Here is a 14,578-nt window from a genome sequence, read left to right as displayed (position 1 = left end):
GGTGGCCGTTAGGTCCCAACTTTGAGGCCCATCCAACGGCGCCTTCAGAACTGACGCGAAACGTCCGCTAAGCGCGCCATGAGCCGGCGCTTAGCCGAGGCAATGAACGTCTCGGTACGGGCCGACGGCGGACTGGCGCCTTCGAAGCTCGGAAGGCCAGTAGCGCCCTGCGTGCATCGACGTGAACTGACCTCCCGCCAACATTGAAGGGCTCAGGCCCTGATGACGCTTTGCGCCTGCTGCCGGCACTGCCAGCAAAATACGACATGAACCCGGCCATGCTGCACTTGACTTGCACATGTTAACCGTAATAAATCATACATAATGTCGTAAAAAAAGACGACACGGGGAGGATCAATGAAAATTACGGCCATCAAGGCGCTGGTCTGCAATGCGGAAATGCGCAACTGGGTTTTCGTTCGGGTCGAAACCGACGAGCCCGGTCTGTTTGGCTGGGGTGAGGCGACGCTGGAATGGAAGACGCGTGCCGTTGTCGGCGCGTTGCAGGATCTTGAGGCACTGCTCATCGGGCAGGACCCGCGCAATGTCGAACAGTGCTACCAGATCCTGACGCGGCATGGCTTCTGGCGTCTCGGCGTCGAGGGAATGTCAGCCGTCAGCGGCATCGAGATCGCACTTTGGGATATTCTGGGTAAGTCGCTGGGCGTCCCGGTCTGGCGGCTTCTCGGCGGTCAGGTTCGCAACTATCTGCGCACCTACACGCATCTCGGCCTGGGCGACATGAAGGCGGTCTATGAGAGCGGGTCGGCGGACATGATCGTCGAACGCGGACGCATCGTGACGCAGGCTGGCTATGATGCGGTCAAGGTCGTCTGCATTCCCTACACCCACTATGTCTCGCCGGCGAAGGCGGTGGACGCCGTCGCCAACATGGTTGGCGCGCTGCGCGAAGCCGTCGGTCCCGATATCGACATCATGGTCGACTTTCACGGACGCCCGGCCTCCGTCAACGCGGCGATGGACTACCTCAAGGCGATCGAGCCGGCCCGCATAATGTTCGCCGAGGAACCGGTGCCGCCTGAAGATGTCGCCGGCCTGGCGCATATCACCGCGCGATCGGCGGTACCGATCGCGTCCGGCGAACGGCTGATCGGGCGCCGCGAGTTCACCCACTCGATCGCGGCGCGCGCCTTCAACATTGCCCAGCCGGATATCTGCCACACCGGCGGCCTGCTCGAGACCAAGAAGATCGCGGCCTTGGCGGAAACGGCCGGCGTCGGCCTTGCGCCGCACAACCCGCTCGGCCCGATCGCCGGCGTTGCAGCACTTCACTTCGGCATATCGACGCCGAACGTCATCATCCAGGAGGAGATGTCTGGTGCGGTCGCCTGGTACGACGACGTCGTTTCCTGGCCGATCCAACGCAAACCAGGCCGCTGGGACGTGCCTGAACTGCCGGGACTAGGCGTCACCGTCAATGAGGACGTCATAGCGCGCCACCCCTTCAAGCAGGAAGTGTTGCATGCCCGCAACGCGATCATGCCCGACGGCACCGTGGTCGATTGGTGAGCGCCATGACAGGCAGGCTTCAGGGAAAGATCGCGATCGTCACCGGCGCCGGACAAGGCATTGGTGCCGCCACCGCCCGGGCCTTCGCTATGCAGGGGGCAAAGACCGTTATCGCCGAGTTGAATGCGGCAAGCGGCAAGGCAATCGCCGACGCGCTGCGTGCCCAGGGTGCCGACGCGCTTTTCGTCGAAATCGACGTCACGGACCAATCGGCGGTAGCCGACATGGTAGCCCACACGATAGCGGCTTATGGCGGCATCGACGTTCTCGTCAACAATGCCGGCGCTAACGTCTTCCACGAACCCCTGCTGATGCCGGACGAGGAATGGGACCGTTGCCTGAAGCTCGACCTCCAGGCCGCATGGTTCTGCGCCAAGGCGGTTCTGCCGACGATGTTGGCGAACGGTTCGGGATCGATCGTCAACATAGCCAGTTGCCACGCTTTCAAGATCATTCCTCACACTTTTCCCTATCCGGTTGCCAAGCATGCGCTTGTCGGCCTGACCCGCTCGCTCGCCATCGAATATGCGGCGCGCGGCATCCGCGTGAACGCGATCGCCCCCGGTTATATCGAGACGCCGATCGCGGAAGCCTACTGGAACACATTTCCAAACCCCGCCGAGGAGAAGCGGCGGGCCTATGACCTCCATCCGCCCAAGCGCATTGGCCGACCGGACGAGGTTGCAATGACGGCCGTTTTCCTCGCTTCCGACGAAGCGCCGTTCATCAATGCCGAAACGATCACCATCGATGGTGGCCGCTCGGTTCTCTACCACGACTGACAACCATCAAGCAGGGAGGATCCACATGAAATCGACGACCAAGACAGTGGCAGCACTGGCGATACTGGCTGGCGGATTGATGGCCGGCGCGGCAAGCGCCGACGACATCAAGATCGGCTACATCAACAAGATGGGTGACCATCCATGGTTCGTCGCCGAAGTCGGCGGCGCCAAGAAGGCGGCAGAGGCGGGCGGAGCCACCTTCGTATCGCAGGACGTCCAGTTCGACGCCAATTTGACGATCACCACTTTCGATACAATGGTCGGTGACGGCGTCAAGGGCATCGCCATCGTCGTTCCCGACAAGGCGCTGGGACCGGTCATCGCCGAGAAAGCCAAGGCAGCGAAAATTCCTTTGGTGGCGGTCGACGACGACATCTACTACCAGGACGGCTCCCAGGTCCCCTATGTCGGGATGAATGCGTACAATATCGGCGCGCGGGTGGGCGAAGAGCTGGCCAAGCTCTACAAGACCGGCGGCTGGGCCGGAAAAGAGGTGCGCATCGCCTCGATCGAGGACCGCAAGGCGGATACCTGCATGCAGCGCAACAAGGGCGCCGAAGATGCGTTCCTGAAGGCGGTGCCCGACTTCAAGCCTGCCAACATCGTTCGCGTCCCCTACGACAACACGATGGTCAATGCCATCGACGTGATGACCACCACCTTGACCGCCAACCCCAGTGTCACCAACTGGATATTCTATTCCTGCAATGACGACGGCGTGCTGGGTGGGGCGCGTGCCCTGGAAAACGCCGGCTATACCCCGGACCAAGGCATGGGCATCGGCATTGACGGCAGTCGCGCCTGTGAGGCCTTCGGATCCGGAAAGCCTTCGGCATTCCGTGGTACGATGTGGCTGAACTCTGCAAACCATGGCGCGCTGGCGGTAAAGATCCTGTTGGCCTCGATCAAGGATGGAACGCAGCTGCCGGTTCAATCCTTCACCGACCCGGAATACATCACCGCCGACAATTTTGCCTCGGACTACAAGGCCAAGCTCTGCAAGTGAACCGGCTACGCGTCATGCGCCGTAAGGGGCATGACGCTGTACGGTTGCACGTATTCCCAAGGAGTGAGCTTTGACCCAACCGGAATTCTTCTCGCTCGACAAGGTATCGAAGCGCTTTGGCGTCGTGCAGGCGCTCGACAGCGTCTCGATCGCCTTCCGGCCGGGCGAGGTGCTCGCTTTGGTCGGCGAGAACGGCGCCGGCAAATCAACGATGATGCGCATTCTCGAAGGTGTGTTCGGCCCCGACGGCGGCACCGTGCGGCACGGTTCCACGCCGATTGTTTTCGGCGAGCCGCGCGACAGCCATCGGGCCGGAATTCGCGTCATCCATCAAGAGCCGGAGATCGTGCCGAACCTGACGGTTGCCGAAAATATCTTCGTCGGTGAATTGCCGCGACTGGCGGGCGTGCTGCTGGACTGGCGCAAGCTGGAGGAACAGACGGACCGGGTGCTTGCGACCTTCGGCATGCAGCAGGACATGCGGCCGCGGCAACTGTGCAGCACACTCGGCCCGGCGCAACGGCAGATGATCGAGATCATGCGCGCCATCCGCGCCGGCGGCCGCCTGATCGCCTTCGACGAGCCGACTTCGTCGCTGACCGATGACGAGGCGCGCCGCCTGTTTTCAGTCATCCGCCGACTGCGCGAAGAGGGAACATCGATCGTCTACATCTCGCACCGGCTGAACGAGATCATCGACCTTGCCGACCGCATCGTCGTTTTGCGCGACGGTCGGCTGGTCGACGATTCGCCGGCAGCCGGTGCCAGCGAACAGACCATTGCCAAGCTCATGGTCGGCCGCGACATAGCCGACCTGTTCACGCGCGAGACGTGGCGGGCGGGACAACTGTTGCTGGACGTGGCGGGCCTGAGCACCGACCGCGTCAGCGATGTCAGCCTCAGGGTTCGCCGAGGCGAAGTGCTCGGCATCGCCGGCCTCATGGGTGCGGGCCGATCCGAACTGGCAAAGGCGATTGTCGGCTATGACCGCCGCCTCGCTGGAACCATAGCCATGAACGGTGTGTCGGTTCTCGCCAACAGTCCGCATGCGGCAATCGTCGCCGGCATTGGCTTTGCCCCGGAAGACCGCAAGCACGAGGCGCTGCTGCTCTTTAGAAGCATTCTCGACAACGCGGCACTTTGCGTGCCCGACAAGACGTCGAGCTTCGGCTTCTTCAATCGGCGCAAGGCGCTGGAGATTGTCTCGCCTCTGGCAGCCAAGATGTCGATCAAGGCTCCGAATCTCGACGAACAGGTTTCAAAGCTGTCGGGCGGCAACCAGCAGAAAGTCGTTCTGGCGCGCTGGCTTGCCCGGCAGCCGATGCTGCTCATCCTGGACGAACCGACCCGCGGCATCGACATCGGCGCCAAGGCGGAAATCTATCGGCTGATCGATGAACTCGCGGCAAGCGGGATCGGCATCATCCTGATCTCTTCGGAAATGCCGGAACTCATCGGCCTCGCCGACAGGGTTCTGGTCATGGCGGGAGGCCGCATCACCGCCGAATTGTCCCGGCCCGACATCGACGAGGCGACGATCCTCAAACACGCCATGCCGCAATCGGCACCAGCGCTCGGAGACCACATCCAATGAACAGCCTCGAGCTTCGCGCCTCGAAAGCGCAGACCGGCGCCAGGGGGGCTTCCTCGCGCCTAGTGGAGCGCCTTGGCGTTCACAACATCAGCCTGCTGGTCGCGCTCGCCATTCTCGTCGTCATCTTCGGTTCGCTGCGCGCCGATGTGTTTTTCTCCAGCCGAAACCTGCTCAACATCGGTCTCGGCATCACCATCCTCGGCGTGCTGGCGATGAGCCAGACGGTTGTCATTGTCGCCGGCGGCCTCGATATCGCCGTCGGCGCCACTGTCGGCCTGACCACCGTATCGACTGCAATGGCCCCAAGCGACCGGGTCGCCCTCGGCGGGCATCGTTGCCGGCCTGGTGCTTGGCGGTCTTGCCGGTCTCGTCAACGGCATCATCATCACCTACGGACGGGTCAATGCGGTCATTGCCACGCTCGGCACCATGGCTATTTTTCGGGGTATCGCCTTCATCATGTCCGATGGCCAGTCGATCGCCATCTTCAGCGACACGTTCCGGTTCATAGGCATTGGGCGGATCCTCGGCCTGCCGCTGCTGATCTGGATTCTTGTTCTGACCGCGATCGTGTTCCATCTCTTCCTGGCGCGCTCGATCGTCGGCCGCAACATCTATGCGCTCGGCGGCAATCCCGTTGTCGCCCGCTTCTCCGGCATCAACATCAACCGCTATCGCGTCGGCATCTACATCATGAGTGGCGTTGCCGCCGGTCTGGCCGGGATCCTGCTGGCTGCCCGCACCGGCTCGGGGCAGCCTGTGTCCGGATCGCAGGGCCTGGAACTCGAGGCCATTACAGCGGCGGTGCTGGGTGGCTGCGCCTTGCAGGGCGGCAAGGGAACGATTGTCGGCGCACTGCTCGGCGTCGCCATCATTGGCGTGCTCAACAATGGAATGATACTGACGTCGGTACCAACCTTTTATCAATTGCTTGCAAAAGGCTCGCTGCTGATCCTTGCTGTGGTGATTGCCGAGTACCACTTGAACAGGACATGACGATGGACGCGGCGACTGCTTCGATTGGCCAAGGCAAGCAGGACCCGCCTGCCGGAGATGGCGCCACGTCATCCCTCAAGGATCGTATCGCCCGCGATCTCGGACAGCGCATTCTCGCCGGCACCTATGCACAGCACGCGCTGCTGCCGACCGAGGCTGAACTGTGTGTCATCTACGGCGCCAGCCGCACAGCGCTTCGCGATGCGCTGCTGACGCTTTCGGCCAAGGGATTGATCGAGGCGCGCAAGCGGGCAGGCACCCGCGTGCGTGTATCGAGCGAATGGAACAGGCTGGATGCGCAGGTTCTCGAATGGATGCGCGACATCGAGCCCGATCTCGATTTTGTTCGCGGCTTGATCGAGGCGCGGCTGGTCATCGAGCCAGCTGCCGCGCAGCTTGCGGCGAAGATGGCGACCTCGGGCGATCTCGCTGTGATCGAAGCCGCCTACGAGGCCATGCGCATAGCGCCGGAGGATGACCTCGCCGCCTGTCTCGACGCCGACGTCCGCTTTCATACCGCCATCCTGCGCGCCAGCCGCAACCCGGTTTTCGCCAATCTCGGCAACATGCTTGCGGCGGCGCTGAGCTTCTCCTTCCGATTGACCACATCGGCCACCGCCAACTACCAGCAGACACTGAGCGCGCATGGCGACGTGCTGGAGGCCATCCGCATGCGCAGGGTCGACGACGCGCATGACCAGATGAAAGCGCTGATCGGCATCGCGTCGAATGACCTTCTCGCTGTCGCCCGCAAGGGTCGCCATCAACAGCCGGCCGCCGCTGCCAAGGCCGATACCGTCTGAATGATCGAGACCATTGAAATTCGAAGCGGCGACCTGTCCGCCGAGATTGTTCCGTCGCTTGGGGCAGGTCTGGCGCGGTTCGACCATGGCCGCGTGCCGCTGTTCAGGCCATGGCCGGAGCACGGGAGTTCGAACCCCTTCGATCTCGCCTGCAATTTGCTCCTGCCTTGGTCAAATCGCATCTCGAGCGGCGGCTTCACCTTCGACGCCAAGTTCCACGAACTGCTTCCCAACCTTGCCGGCGAGCCGTTCCCCATTCACGGCAATGGATTTTCAAGCGCATGGGATGTCGACAGCCTGACGCCGGACCAAGCCAGGATGTCGCTGATCAGTGAGGGACCCGGCCCGTACCGGTACCGCGCGGAGGTGAGCTACGCGCTGACTGGCCAGACGCTCGAACTGCTGCTTCAAATCGTCAACCGCGCGACGGTCAGGCTTCCGTTCGGACTTGGCATCCATCCATGGTTGCCCAGAACCTCACGGACAACGCTTCACGCCCCGGCGTCACAGGTCTGCCTCGAACGGCCCGACCATCTTCCCGACGGGTTCGTGGATGTCAAAACCCGTCCCGATTGGGATTTCGGCACGCCGACTGCCTTGCCGGTCGGATGGATAAACAATGCCTTCGCCGGCTGGGACGGCGTCGCTTCCATATGTTGGCCGGAGCAAAATTGCGGCCTCAGGATCGAAGCGTCGCCGCCTTTGAACTTCTACCAGGTCTATTCGCCATCGCAGGCGAGCGACTTCTTCTGTTTCGAGCCGATAAGTCATGTCGTCGATGCTCACAACCGCGGCTCGATCGACAAATGGAATGGATTGACGGTGCTTGGCCCTGGCGAGAGCCTGGTGGCAGGTTGCAGCTTCCGTGTCTCATCTTTGCCTATACCGAAGTAAAGGCAACAGCGGCCGCCCGGCTGGCCGTGGCGGCGCGCTGCTTCTGGCGCTGTTGCGGCGGGATCGCCTGGCGCCGCCGCTGGTGTTCGGACATTGATATGGGACGGCCGCCCGTTGCTCGGCGACCGTCATATTCTTCGCGCTGCGGGTTGAGTCGAACCGGTGACTCAAACTTTCAGCCATGATTCATCCCGTTGACGCCGAAACTACGCCGCCTGAACGATCTCGACCAGTTCAACATCGAACACCAGGTCCTTACCGGCCAACGGATGATTGCCGTCGAGCTTGACGCTGGAGTCGTCCGCGCCGACGACCGTTACAGGCATGGGGCGCCCGTCGCCGGTTCTAACCTGCAATCGAGTGCCGACATCGACGTTGATGTTGTCTGGCACCTTGGCGCGATCGATGGTCATGACCGCTTCAGGGCGGTGTGGCCCATAGCCGGCCTCGGCGGGAACTTTGACGGTGCTTTTCGCACCCACCTCCATGCCCTCGACCTGGGTTTCAAGGCCAGGGATCAGTTGCCCTTCACCCAGCGTGAATTGCAGCGGTTCGCTGCCGGAAGCATCGAATTGAGTGCCGTCGGCCAGACGTCCAGTATAGTTGATGCGCACGGTGTCGCCATTCTTGGCCTGTGTCATAGCAGTCATCCTTTCGGAAGTTTTTGATGGGGCCGGCCAGAGCTCACGGTCCCGTTCTCGATCATCCACGCACGAAGGTGCACGGTGCGAAGCTTTAAAACTAGGTACTCGGCTGCAGATGTAAAGCGCTAGAGCTGCCGACTGGCTTCCCCATGCGTCGCCTTCATTCGCGTGCTGCCTGTGCTATGATACTGTCGGCGATCTTCAGCGCCGGCCAAGCCAGCACCGCACTCAGTGTAGTCGCCGTCGATGCCCGTCAACATCAACGTGCATTCGGCCTCAATGCGCCATCGCTCGCTTTTCGAGCTTCCGCGCGTACTGCGTCAGCGGAAAGCACATGACGAAGAAGATCAGAGCCACCAGCCCGTAGACCTTGAAGGGTTCGAAGGTGGCGTTGTTGATGGCGTTGGAGGTGCGCACCAGTTCCTCGAAGCCGATGATCGAGGTCAGCGCCGTCGATTTGATGAGCTGCACCAGGAAACCAACGATGGGCGCGCGGGTGATCGAAAACGCCTGCGGCAGGATGATCAGCCTGAGCTCCTGCAGATAGTGCAGGCCGAGGCTGGCGCCGGCGTCCCATTGGCCTGGCGGCAGGGCGGCGACGCCGGAGCGCCAGATTTCGGCCAGATAGGCGCTGGCGAAGAAGGTGAGGCCGAGCACCGCCGCCGTCCATGGCTCGATGCGCAGGCCCAGCATCGGCAGACCGAAGAACATCAGGAACAGCTGCATCAAGAGCGGCGTCCCCTGGAACAGGGCGATGTAGCCGGAGGCGACGCGCCGGCTCCACTTATTCTTGGCGATCCTGAAGAACAGCACGACCAGGCCGACGATGCCGCCGCCGATGAAGGCCGCCAGCGAAAGCAGCACCGTCCAGCGAGCGGCGAGCAGCAGGTTGCGCACGATGTCCCAGAAGGTGAATTCGATCATGACACGCCAGCCCCCAGGACGCGGCGGCCGCCTGTGACCAGCAGCCGGCGCAAGGCCATCGACATCAGTAGATAGACCATCGTCACGACCAAATAGGTCTCGAAGGAACGGAAGGTGCGCGCCTGCAGCATGTCGGCCTCGTAGGTCAGCTCACGCACCGCGATCTGCGACACCACGGCAGACTCCAGCATCATAATGACGATCTGGCTGGTCAGCGCCGGAAAGATCACCTTGAGCGCCTGCGGCAACACGATCTTGATGAAGACCTGGCGTGGTCTCAGGCCCAGCGCGAGCGCTGCTTCCGTCTGCCCGCCGGGCACGGCGTCAAGCCCGGCGCCGACGATCTCGATGGTGTAGGCCGCCATGTTGAGCGTCATCGCCAGGATGGCGGCAAGCACCGGGTCGAGCCTGATGCCGAGGCTAGGCAGGCCGAAGAAGATGAAGAACAGCTGCACCAGGAACGGCGTGTTGCGGATGATCTCGACATACCAGGCGATGGCCCGCTTGAGCAGCACCGGGCCGTTGCGGCGCCCCGCGGCACCCAGGATGCTGAGGAACGTTCCCGCCAGCGTGGTCACGGCGATCAACAGGATCGTCGTGGCCGCGCCGCGCGCTATGTCGCCGACGGCACCTGGAAGCCAGGCAAAAGCCACGGAAACTCAATCCTTGAGATTGTCGGGATTGAGCGGCGTCTTCAGCCAGGCTTTCGAACTTTCGTCGAGCTTGCCGTCCGCCAGCATCTTGGCGACGGCGTCGTTGACCGCCTTTTTCAGGCTGTCCTCATTCTTGTTGAGACCGATATGGGAGGGCGAGGTCAGAAGCTGGAACTTCTGCTCGGGCTTCAGCGCGTCCTGCTTGGCCAGCACCTGCGCGCCGACATCGTTGCCGACGACCATCAATTGCGTCTGGCCCGAGATGAAGGCCTGGATCACCGAATTGTAGTTGTCGAAGCGCTTGATGTCGGCAGACGCCGGTGCCGCCTCGGTGAGCGAGGTGTCTTCCAGCGTGCCGCGGTTGACGGCGATCGACTTGTCGGCGAGGTCTTCCTTGCCCTTGACCGAAAGAGCCGCCGGTCCGATGACGGCGATGTAGTAGGGCGCGTAAGCGACAGCGAAGTCGATCACCTGCTCGCGTTCCTTCGAATAGCCGACGCTCATCAAGAGATCGACGCGGTGGTCGTTCAAGTATGGGATGCGGTTCTGGCCGGTGACGGAGACTGGGTTGAGCTTCACCTTGAGCGTGTCGGCAATGTATTGCGCGACATCCATGTCATAGCCCTTGAGGCTCATGTCGGCACTGGCCGAAGAGAAGGGTGGGAAATCGGCGAAGGCGCCGACATTGATGGCGCCGGCCTTGGTGATATCTGCCAGCGCATCGGCGCTGGCGGCCTGGATTGCGAGGCCGAAACCGGTCGTGCCAAGCATCAGCACGGCGGCGATTGAGGTAAATGTCTTTCGGATCGTCATTTTTATTCCCCTGTCTGGACGCTTTGTTTGTCTGATACGGCCACTGGCTCCAGTACGGCGGCCGACTTTGCTTTCTGAACGTCAGGTTCCCTTGCCGGTAACAGCCGGGCTGAACACCATCAGGCTCAGGATCTCGAACAGCACCTGTGCGGCGGCATGCGCCGTATTGGTGGTGGCGTCGTATTGCGGCGCCACCTCGACGACATCGCCGCCGACGATGTTGAGGCCCTTGAGACCGCGCAGCAATTCAAGCACTTCGCGCGTCGTCAGCCCGCCAACTTCCGGCGTGCCGGTGCCGGGCGCGAAGGCCGGATCGATGCTGTCGATGTCGAAGGAGACATAGGTAGGGCCGTCGCCGACAATCTTGCGCGCCTTCTCGATGATGGCGAGAATGCCGAGACCGGTCACTTCCTCGGCATGGACCACCGTCATGCCGGACTCATAGGTGAACTCCCACAGATATTCGGCCGAGCCGCGAATGCCGATCTGGATCGTGCGCGTCGGATCGAGCACGCCGTCTAGCACGGCGTTGCGGAATGGCCCGCCATGGTGGAATTTGGTCATGTCGAACAGGCCACTGGTGTCGCAATGGGCATCGATGTGGATCAGCCCGACCGGAGCCTTCTTGCCGACGGCTTTCAGGATCGGATGGCTGATCGAATGGTCGCCGCCCACAGACAATGGGATGACGCCGGCATCGACGATCTGGTTGGTGCGGTGCTCGATGTCTTCGTGGCTGACCTCCAGCCGGTAGCGGCTGCGGAACGGCGTATCGCCGATATCGGCGACCCTGAGCTCATGCGTCGGTGCGCATTCCAGCACGTGGTTGTAGGGGCCGATGCGCTCGATGGCGCGCAGCGCCCTTGGCCCGAAGCGCGAGCCCGGCCGGTTGGTGACGCCGAGATCCATCGGCACGCCGATCATCGCCACCTGCAAATCGCCGAAATCCGGATTGTCGGCTGCTATTTCGCGGTAAGGTGCGGCGAGGAAGGTCGGGATGCCGGAATAGGGCGCCAGCCGCGTGCCGCTCTTGGAAAAGATCTTGTCGGCGACCTTGCGGAACTTCAGGTCGAACATCTCGCCGCCATGGCTTTCACCATACTTGCGACGCAACGCATCGAGCTTGCCGCGATCGTATCCCATATCCGCTCCTCCTGCCCGGGCTGATGCAGTGCGACCGTTGGCGATGCCTGGCGAGCCGACCGTCGTCCGGGCGGGTCGCTGTCGCGCTGGCTGCCTGCAGATTTCACGTCTTGAAGCTGTTTCGGGCTCAAGTGTCTGGCAGCCCCATTGAAAAATCAAATGATAATGTTAGCGTGTTCTCTGTGAGAAAATCTCACAATGAACTCTAAGCACGATCACATCCGAAAACCGGCCTCCACTTTTCGGGATCGTGCTTCAATGGATGCTCATGGGCAATCGGCTGCCGCCTCTCAATCCGCTGCGTGCCTTCGAGGCAACGGCCCGCCATGGCTCGCTGACCAAGGCGGCGAGTGAACTGAATGTCACGCATGGCGCCATCAGCCACCAGATCAAGGCACTCGAGCAGTCGCTCGGCGTCAAGCTGTTCGAGCGGGTCGGTCAGCGGGTCAAGCTGACGCCGCATGGCGCCGAACTTTTGCCGGCGGTCTCGACGGCCTTCGACAGCATCGCGACCGCCACCCAGCGCATGACAAGGCCAGCGAGCAGCGGCACACTTTCGGTCTCCTGCGTGCCGGCGCTGCTGTTGTTGTGGATGACACCGCGGCTCGGCAGTTTCATGGCGCAATATCCCGACATAAGTCTGACGCTTATTCCCTCCAATGACCCCAGGGATTTGCGGGCGCCGAATATCGACGTCTGCGTGCATTATGGCGACGGCAGTTGGGCCGATTGCTGGATGCGCAAATGGTCGGGCCTCGAACTGTTTCCCGTGGTCAGCCCGACCTTGATCAACAACCGTCCGATCCGCAGCGTCAGGGATCTCGCCGACCATGTCTTCCTGCATGGCGACGATGGCCGCGAATGGCACACATGGCTGGCGGCCGCCGATGCGCTGGACCTGGAGCGAGGCCGCCGCCATCATCTTGGCGATGCACGCATGGCGACCGAGGCGGCGGTGCATGGCCATGGCGTGGCGCTGGGCGATTCCGTGACGGCGAGCGCGCTGCTGGCCAGGGGTATGCTGGTCGCGCCGTTCAGCCTGTCGGTGCCGGCGGTCGACGATTTCTATGTCGTCTGTCGCAACGAAATGAGGGCGACACCGATCGTGCAGGTGTTCATCGATTGGCTGTTTGCCGAGAAGGCCGGGGATGACGGCCGCGCCGACGCGCCGGTGGCCGGCCGCATCGTCAGCCGCCGCAAGCGTCCGGCGCTCAGGGTCATCGGTGCCAAAACCGGGACCTGACAGCGGCTTGCGGTGGCCATCAGTGGTCTTCCGCCTCCGCAGGTCTCTCTTTTTGTCGGGCCAGCCTGAAACCGGGCAGCGTTCTGGCGAATTCGATGCTATGAGGCCTGTCGCGGTTGTGGATTGCAGGCAGCAAAGGCGGTGTTGAAACATGGCTAAGACCGATATTGCGCGGCGGGTCTACAACCACACCTGGAAGCTCGATCCGATCGTGCGCAGCCTGCTCGACACGGATTTCTACAAGCTTTTGATGCTGCAGATGATCTGGGGCATGTACCCCAAGGTCGAGACCACCTTCTCGCTGATCAACCGCACCACTTCGGTTCGCCTCGCAGACGTGATCGATGAGAGCGAATTGCGCGAACAGCTCGATCATGCCCGCACCTTGCGCTTCTCCAAGAAGGAGATGATCTGGCTCGCCGGTAATAATTTCTACGGCCGCAAGCAGATCTTCGAGCCGGAGTTTCTCGCCTGGCTCGAAGGTTTCCGGCTGCCCGAATACGAGCTGTCGAAGCGGGACAGGCAATATGAACTGACCTTCAACGGGCCGTGGATGTACACCACTTTGTGGGAGATCCCGGCGCTGGCGATCATCAACGAACTCCGATCTCGCGCCGCCATGCGGGCGTTCGGGCCATTCGCGCTCGATGTGCTCTATGCCCGCGCCAAGGCCAAGATGTGGGCCAAGACCGAACGGCTGAAAGCGCTGCCCGGGATTCGCATCTCAGACTTCGGCACGCGCCGGCGGCATTCCTTCCTGTGGCAGCGCTGGTGCGTCGAAGCGCTGAAGGAAGGTATCGGCGAGGCGTTCACCGGCACCTCCAACGTGCTTCTGGCGATGGACAACGACCTCGAAGCGCTCGGCACCAACGCGCATGAACTGCCGATGGTATTCGCGGCGCTGGCCAATTCCGAAAAAGAGCTGAAACAGTCGCCCTACAAGGTGCTGCAGGACTGGCAGCGCTACTATGGCGGCAATCTGCTGATCGTGCTGCCCGACGCCTTCGGCACCGCGTCGTTCCTGCGCGACGCGCCGGACTGGGTGGCCGACTGGACCGGTTTCCGCCCCGACAGCGCGCCGCCTATCGAGGGCGGCGAGAAGATACTGTCGTGGTGGCGCGACAAGGGCAAGGATCCCCGCCAGAAGCTGCTGATCTTCTCCGATGGACTTGAGGTCGAGACAATCGAAGAGACCTACCGCCACTTCAAAGGCAAGGTGCGCATGTCCTTCGGCTGGGGTACCAATTTGACCAATGATTTCGAAGGCTGCGCGCCGACCGAAACCAACAGCCTCGACGCCATATCGCTGGTCTGCAAGGTCACCGAGGCCAATGGCAGGCCGGCGGTCAAGCTCTCCGACAATCCGGCCAAGGCGACCGGAGATGAGAAAGAGATCGAGCGCTATATCAGGATTTTCGGGGAGAAGGACCGCGTGGAGCAACTGGTCAAGGTGTGAGAAACCGCGAAAGATCTCGCATCACCGGCAAAGATGAAATCTCGGATAGCTTGAGTTCCCGCCCACCCCCCTCTGTCCTGCCGGATATCTCCCC

At 62.1% G+C, this 14,578-nt stretch carries 15 protein-coding genes and 1 pseudogene; 10 read left to right on the top strand and 6 right to left on the bottom strand.

The window, feature by feature from the left end:
* The first annotated feature begins 357 nt into the window (after positions 1-357).
* The 5 genes and pseudogenes from dgoD to NKJ01_RS36450 all read left to right on the top strand — a co-directional run bounded on the left by dgoD (position 358) and on the right by NKJ01_RS36450 (position 4,915).
* Positions 358-1,530 carry a galactonate dehydratase gene (gene dgoD, locus NKJ01_RS12870; protein ID WP_352601674.1) on the top strand — a complete coding sequence of 391 codons (1,173 nt, stop codon included), beginning with the start codon at positions 358-360 and terminating at the stop codon, positions 1,528-1,530.
* A 5-nt stretch (positions 1,531-1,535) separates the two neighbouring features.
* A complete protein-coding gene (locus NKJ01_RS12865) occupies positions 1,536-2,312 on the top strand; it encodes an SDR family oxidoreductase (RefSeq protein WP_023760273.1) in 777 nt (258 codons plus the stop codon).
* A 25-nt stretch (positions 2,313-2,337) separates the two neighbouring features.
* Complete coding sequence (locus NKJ01_RS12860; RefSeq protein ID WP_352728366.1) at positions 2,338-3,321, top strand: substrate-binding domain-containing protein; 984 nt, start codon at positions 2,338-2,340, stop codon at positions 3,319-3,321.
* A gap of 130 nt (positions 3,322-3,451) precedes the next feature.
* Positions 3,452-3,901 (top strand): annotated as a pseudogene (locus tag NKJ01_RS36455) (ATP-binding cassette domain-containing protein); the annotation flags it as partial.
* Positions 3,902-4,111: 210 nt separating this feature from the next.
* Positions 4,112-4,915, top strand: a complete 804-nt coding sequence (locus NKJ01_RS36450; RefSeq protein ID WP_502905878.1) for an ATP-binding cassette domain-containing protein — start codon at positions 4,112-4,114, stop codon at positions 4,913-4,915.
* 59 nt (positions 4,916-4,974) lie between these two features.
* Here the strand turns inward: NKJ01_RS36450 and NKJ01_RS12850 are convergent, their stop codons facing one another.
* Entirely contained in the window at positions 4,975-5,247 is a 273-nt protein-coding gene (locus NKJ01_RS12850; protein WP_352728362.1) for a hypothetical protein, read from the bottom strand.
* A 13-nt stretch (positions 5,248-5,260) separates the two neighbouring features.
* On the opposite strand from NKJ01_RS12850, the gene NKJ01_RS12845 reads away from it, so the two are divergent.
* From NKJ01_RS12845 to NKJ01_RS12835, 3 genes are read left to right on the top strand one after another with little or no spacing between them, the layout of a single operon-like run.
* Positions 5,261-5,911, top strand: coding sequence for an ABC transporter permease (locus tag NKJ01_RS12845; RefSeq protein WP_352728361.1), 651 nt, complete (start codon positions 5,261-5,263; stop codon positions 5,909-5,911).
* Between the two features lie 2 nt (positions 5,912-5,913).
* The gene (locus NKJ01_RS12840; protein WP_352728360.1) at positions 5,914-6,714 is read left to right on the top strand and encodes a FadR/GntR family transcriptional regulator; all 801 of its coding nucleotides are present in this window, start codon (positions 5,914-5,916) and stop codon (positions 6,712-6,714) included.
* The gene (locus tag NKJ01_RS12835; RefSeq protein ID WP_352728359.1) at positions 6,715-7,608 is read left to right on the top strand and encodes an aldose 1-epimerase; all 894 of its coding nucleotides are present in this window, start codon (positions 6,715-6,717) and stop codon (positions 7,606-7,608) included.
* Positions 7,609-7,814: 206 nt separating this feature from the next.
* Here the strand turns inward: NKJ01_RS12835 and NKJ01_RS12830 are convergent, their stop codons facing one another.
* The 5 genes from NKJ01_RS12830 to speB form a co-directional block, all read right to left on the bottom strand.
* Positions 7,815-8,249: an FKBP-type peptidyl-prolyl cis-trans isomerase gene (locus NKJ01_RS12830; RefSeq protein WP_352601684.1), complete on the bottom strand. Its 435-nt coding sequence runs from the start codon at positions 8,247-8,249 to the stop codon at positions 7,815-7,817.
* 279 nt (positions 8,250-8,528) lie between these two features.
* Positions 8,529-9,176: an amino acid ABC transporter permease gene (locus NKJ01_RS12825; RefSeq protein WP_352728358.1), complete on the bottom strand. Its 648-nt coding sequence runs from the start codon at positions 9,174-9,176 to the stop codon at positions 8,529-8,531.
* Positions 9,173-9,829, bottom strand: coding sequence for an amino acid ABC transporter permease (locus NKJ01_RS12820; protein WP_352728356.1), 657 nt, complete (start codon positions 9,827-9,829; stop codon positions 9,173-9,175). The genes NKJ01_RS12825 and NKJ01_RS12820 overlap by 4 nt, the downstream gene beginning before the upstream one ends.
* A gap of 6 nt (positions 9,830-9,835) precedes the next feature.
* Complete coding sequence (locus NKJ01_RS12815; RefSeq protein WP_352728354.1) at positions 9,836-10,642, bottom strand: transporter substrate-binding domain-containing protein; 807 nt, start codon at positions 10,640-10,642, stop codon at positions 9,836-9,838.
* An 81-nt stretch (positions 10,643-10,723) separates the two neighbouring features.
* Positions 10,724-11,785, bottom strand: a complete 1,062-nt coding sequence (gene speB, locus NKJ01_RS12810) for an agmatinase (RefSeq protein ID WP_352728352.1) — start codon at positions 11,783-11,785, stop codon at positions 10,724-10,726.
* A gap of 268 nt (positions 11,786-12,053) precedes the next feature.
* Between speB and gcvA the strand changes: the two genes are divergently transcribed.
* Entirely contained in the window at positions 12,054-13,028 is a 975-nt protein-coding gene (gcvA, locus tag NKJ01_RS12805; protein WP_352601694.1) for a transcriptional regulator GcvA, read from the top strand.
* A gap of 151 nt (positions 13,029-13,179) precedes the next feature.
* Entirely contained in the window at positions 13,180-14,484 is a 1,305-nt protein-coding gene (gene pncB, locus NKJ01_RS12800; RefSeq protein ID WP_352728350.1) for a nicotinate phosphoribosyltransferase, read from the top strand.
* Positions 14,485-14,578: the final 94 nt, after the last annotated feature.

It is taken from the genome of Mesorhizobium sp. M0276 (assembly GCF_040321755.1).
Classification (GTDB): Bacteria; Pseudomonadota; Alphaproteobacteria; order Rhizobiales; family Rhizobiaceae; genus Mesorhizobium.
The sequence above is the reverse complement of the archived record's forward strand: the minus strand, read 5'-3'. Positions and strand labels throughout refer to the sequence as shown.

Coding starts and splice junctions, on each gene's coding strand:
- speB (WP_352728352.1), bottom strand. CDS start 11,785: ATGGGATACGATCGCGGCAAGCTCGATGCGTTGCGTCGCAAGTATGGT.
- pncB (WP_352728350.1), top strand. CDS start 13,180: ATGGCTAAGACCGATATTGCGCGGCGGGTCTACAACCACACCTGGAAG.
- NKJ01_RS12850 (WP_352728362.1), bottom strand. CDS start 5,247: ATGCCCGCCGAGGGCGACCCGGTCGCTTGGGGCCATTGCAGTCGATAC.
- NKJ01_RS12865 (WP_023760273.1), top strand. CDS start 1,536: ATGACAGGCAGGCTTCAGGGAAAGATCGCGATCGTCACCGGCGCCGGA.
- NKJ01_RS12860 (WP_352728366.1), top strand. CDS start 2,338: ATGAAATCGACGACCAAGACAGTGGCAGCACTGGCGATACTGGCTGGC.
- NKJ01_RS12815 (WP_352728354.1), bottom strand. CDS start 10,642: ATGACGATCCGAAAGACATTTACCTCAATCGCCGCCGTGCTGATGCTT.
- NKJ01_RS12830 (WP_352601684.1), bottom strand. CDS start 8,249: ATGACACAGGCCAAGAATGGCGACACCGTGCGCATCAACTATACTGGA.
- gcvA (WP_352601694.1), top strand. CDS start 12,054: ATGGGCAATCGGCTGCCGCCTCTCAATCCGCTGCGTGCCTTCGAGGCA.
- NKJ01_RS12840 (WP_352728360.1), top strand. CDS start 5,914: ATGGACGCGGCGACTGCTTCGATTGGCCAAGGCAAGCAGGACCCGCCT.
- NKJ01_RS12825 (WP_352728358.1), bottom strand. CDS start 9,176: ATGATCGAATTCACCTTCTGGGACATCGTGCGCAACCTGCTGCTCGCC.
- dgoD (WP_352601674.1), top strand. CDS start 358: ATGAAAATTACGGCCATCAAGGCGCTGGTCTGCAATGCGGAAATGCGC.
- NKJ01_RS12835 (WP_352728359.1), top strand. CDS start 6,715: ATGATCGAGACCATTGAAATTCGAAGCGGCGACCTGTCCGCCGAGATT.
- NKJ01_RS36450 (WP_502905878.1), top strand. CDS start 4,112: ATGGTCGGCCGCGACATAGCCGACCTGTTCACGCGCGAGACGTGGCGG.